The 2,853-nt window shown below is 38.7% G+C and carries 3 protein-coding genes and 1 other RNA gene; 1 reads left to right on the top strand and 3 read right to left on the bottom strand.

Annotated elements, in window-relative coordinates; translation table 11 throughout:
* Positions 1–326: 326 nt before the first annotated feature.
* An RNA gene (gene rnpB / locus BAZSYMA_RS07585) (RNase P RNA component class A) lies at positions 327–663 on the top strand.
* Between the two features lie 152 nt (positions 664–815).
* On the opposite strand, the gene BAZSYMA_RS07580 is transcribed toward rnpB, so the two are convergent.
* The 3 genes from BAZSYMA_RS07580 to BAZSYMA_RS07570 all read right to left on the bottom strand — a co-directional run.
* Positions 816–2,111, bottom strand: a complete 1,296-nt coding sequence (locus tag BAZSYMA_RS07580) for a TRAP transporter large permease (protein WP_090717433.1) — start codon at positions 2,109–2,111, stop codon at positions 816–818.
* On the bottom strand, positions 2,108–2,572 hold the full coding sequence (locus BAZSYMA_RS07575) for a TRAP transporter small permease subunit (RefSeq protein WP_090717428.1): 465 nt from the start codon (positions 2,570–2,572) through the stop codon (positions 2,108–2,110). Before BAZSYMA_RS07575 ends, BAZSYMA_RS07580 begins: the two co-directional genes overlap by 4 nt.
* A partial coding sequence (locus BAZSYMA_RS07570) for a tetratricopeptide repeat protein (protein ID WP_143243151.1) occupies positions 2,565–2,853 on the bottom strand: 289 nt, incomplete at its 5' end. The genes BAZSYMA_RS07570 and BAZSYMA_RS07575, both read right to left, overlap by 8 nt.

Genomic DNA, 2,853 nt, shown 5'->3' with positions numbered 1-2,853 from the left:
AAATGAGAATGCTAATGGTCTTTTAAGGCAATACTTCCCCAAAGACGATGTCTTTGGTAAATGTTGCCTGCAATGAGGTTAAATAGCTGTGAATAAATTGAATTCTAGACCAAGTAAAATGTTTAGGAGTTTAAAACACCTTATCAGGTGGTTTTTTGAAAGGACGGGTATTGATGCTCGTCAATTGGGAGTGGTGCGTTTATGAGTCGAATTCACCACATTCTAATAGAGACCTTTACATAAATAGGGATGATTGGCAAAAGCCAATTTATGCAAAAGTCTCTAATATAAATACAAGGCCTTGTTATTCTTATATAATTACCCACGAAGTTGGTCGGATAGTCGCTGGGGTTTTTCCTCAGAGGAAAGTCCGGGCTCCACAGAGCAAAGTGCTAGCTAACGGCTAGGTATGGTGACATAACGGAAAGTGCTGCAGAAATTAAACTACCCTTTATGGGAAAAGGTGAGAAGGTGCGGTAAGAGCGCACCGCGCAGTTGGTGACAACTGTGGCAAGGTAAACCCCACTTGGAGCAAGCTCAAATAGGCTACCCATGGTGCGGCTCGCACAAGGTAGCGGGTAGAGTGCTAAAGAATTTTGGTGACAAAATTCGTAGATGAATGACTATTTATTACAGAACCCGGCTTATAGATCAACTTCCTTACTTCAATTTTTCCTTTCTCTTGTGTTAGATTTGAAAAATATTCAATTGTGTGGTTTACCTGCACTCTTTCACATTTTTAAAATCTATGGCGAAACTATGTAATTGAGTGTTTTAAATACTCTAGCGCAATTAGAAGAGGAAAAGACGCGGTATTAAAACCCATTAAAGCCATACCATTGTGGGAATACAATTAGGCTGACTAATACACTCACTTGGATGAGGATAAAAGGTATTACGCCTTTATAGATGTCGGTAGTTTGGATGGACTTTGGGGCAACGCCTTTAAGATAAAACAAGCTAAAACCAAATGGCGGTGTTAGGAATGAAGTTTGTAGATTCATAGCGATAAGGATAGCGAACCACTGCATATCAATGCCAAGTGATAGAGCGATTGGGTAGAAAATTGGTACGATAATGAGTGAAATTTCTACAAAATCAATAAAAAACCCAAGGATGAGAATAATCCCCATTGAGATAAGGATAAAACTCATTTCTTTAGCGGGTAGATTGTGAATAAACTCTTCTACTAAAGTGTCACCACCACTATAAGTAAATACCATTGAAAAGGCAGTGGCGCCAACTAAAATAGCAAATACCATAGAGGTGACTTTAATGGTTTCAATGCTTGATTGGCGTAACATCTCCCAATTAAGTCGGCGGTAGAAAAATGCCAAGACTAGGGAGCCAACTGCACCGATAGAAGCGGACTCTGTTGGTGTGGCAATGCCTGAAAAAATCGAGCCAAGCACGGCAATGATGAGTGTAATAGGTGGCACAATGGCTTTGGCAACCGTTATATATTTTTCTGATTTTGTTAAGTTGTGGTTTTTACTTTTAAAGGTTGGCGCTGCTTCTGGGTCTAGGTAAGAGACAACCAATACATAAGCAATATAGCCACCAACTAAAATAAGAGACGGCATAATCGCACCTTGAAATAAATCACCAACTGGCACACCTAAGACATCTGCCAAAATTATCAATATAATGGAAGGTGGAATGATTTGTCCCAAGGTACCTGAGGCGCAAATAACACCCGTAGATAAGGTTTTTTTGTAATTATGCTTAAGCATCACTGGTAGAGAAATCACACCCATGGCAACGACACTTGCGCCTACGACACCTGTGGATGCTGCGAGTAATGAGCCAACTAAAATAGTAGAAACTGCCAAGCCACCACGCACATTGCCAAACAAGTCACCCATAGCTTCAAGTAGTTGCTCAGCAAGTTTGGTTCTTTGCAAGACAACACCCATAAAAATAAACAAAGGTACTGCCATCAGAATGGTGTTTTGCATGACACTCATAATGCGATAAGGCATAAAGCCAAATAAATCAACACCTTGAGTTAAAACACCAAAAATAACTGCCACACCAGCAAAGGTAAATGCCACAGGGAAGCCAACCATTAGCAATATCAAGGTGACGGCAAACATAATCAAGCCAATCATTTGAATGCCCTTATGTAGTGATTTTTGGCAAAAATTACCCCTGATACAATCACTAAAATAAAGCTAATCGGAATAATGCTTTTAATAATAAACCGATAATATAATCCACCTGGGTCACCGCTTTTTTCGCCAATTTCAAAGGCTAAATAAGCAAAATCAAGGCCGTAATAAGCAATCAATAGGCTAATTGGCAAGATAAAAACCAAGCTACCGATAATATCGATAAAAGCTTGGGTTTTTAGTGAAAAATTAAGATAAAAAACATCAACTCGCACATGGGTATCATTTTGCAAACCATAGGCAATAGAGAGCAAAAACATCGCTGAAAAAAGATGCCATTCTAATTCTTGCAAAGCAATTGAGGAATTATTAAAAGCGTATCGTAATACGACATCAATAAACACATTGGCAATTAGTAACAGTAGTAGGGCGGTGGTGGTGATACTTAGGGCTTTATTCATCTTTTAAGCGTTTTAGCGTATGCAAATACTGCTGTTTTTTATCATCATCAGTTAAGTTATTTATCCATGTTTCTAGTGGATGCCAATTTTGTTGTTTGCTGTGTATTAATGCTGGATTTAAATCAATGGCTTTTTTGTAAGCTTCCATTGCCTCCTTAAACTTACCTAACTTAAGATAAGCAAGCCCCATACCGTCATAAGCCACATCACTATTAGAGTTAAATTGAATAACTTTTTTGAAAGCCTCAATTGCCTCCTTAAACCCACTTAACTTAAGGTAA

Origin of the sequence: Bathymodiolus azoricus thioautotrophic gill symbiont (assembly GCF_001298715.1) — a bacterium.
Classification (GTDB): Bacteria; Pseudomonadota; Gammaproteobacteria; order PS1; family Pseudothioglobaceae; genus Thiodubiliella.
Note: the sequence above shows the minus strand (reverse complement) of the source record. Positions and strands in the feature narration are given on the sequence as shown.

Excerpts from the sequence above, each read along its gene's own strand:
- BAZSYMA_RS07580 (WP_090717433.1), bottom strand. The coding sequence starts at position 2,111 with ATGATTGGCTTGATTATGTTTGCCGTCACCTTGATATTGCTAATGGTT.
- BAZSYMA_RS07575 (WP_090717428.1), bottom strand. The coding sequence starts at position 2,572 with ATGAATAAAGCCCTAAGTATCACCACCACCGCCCTACTACTGTTACTA.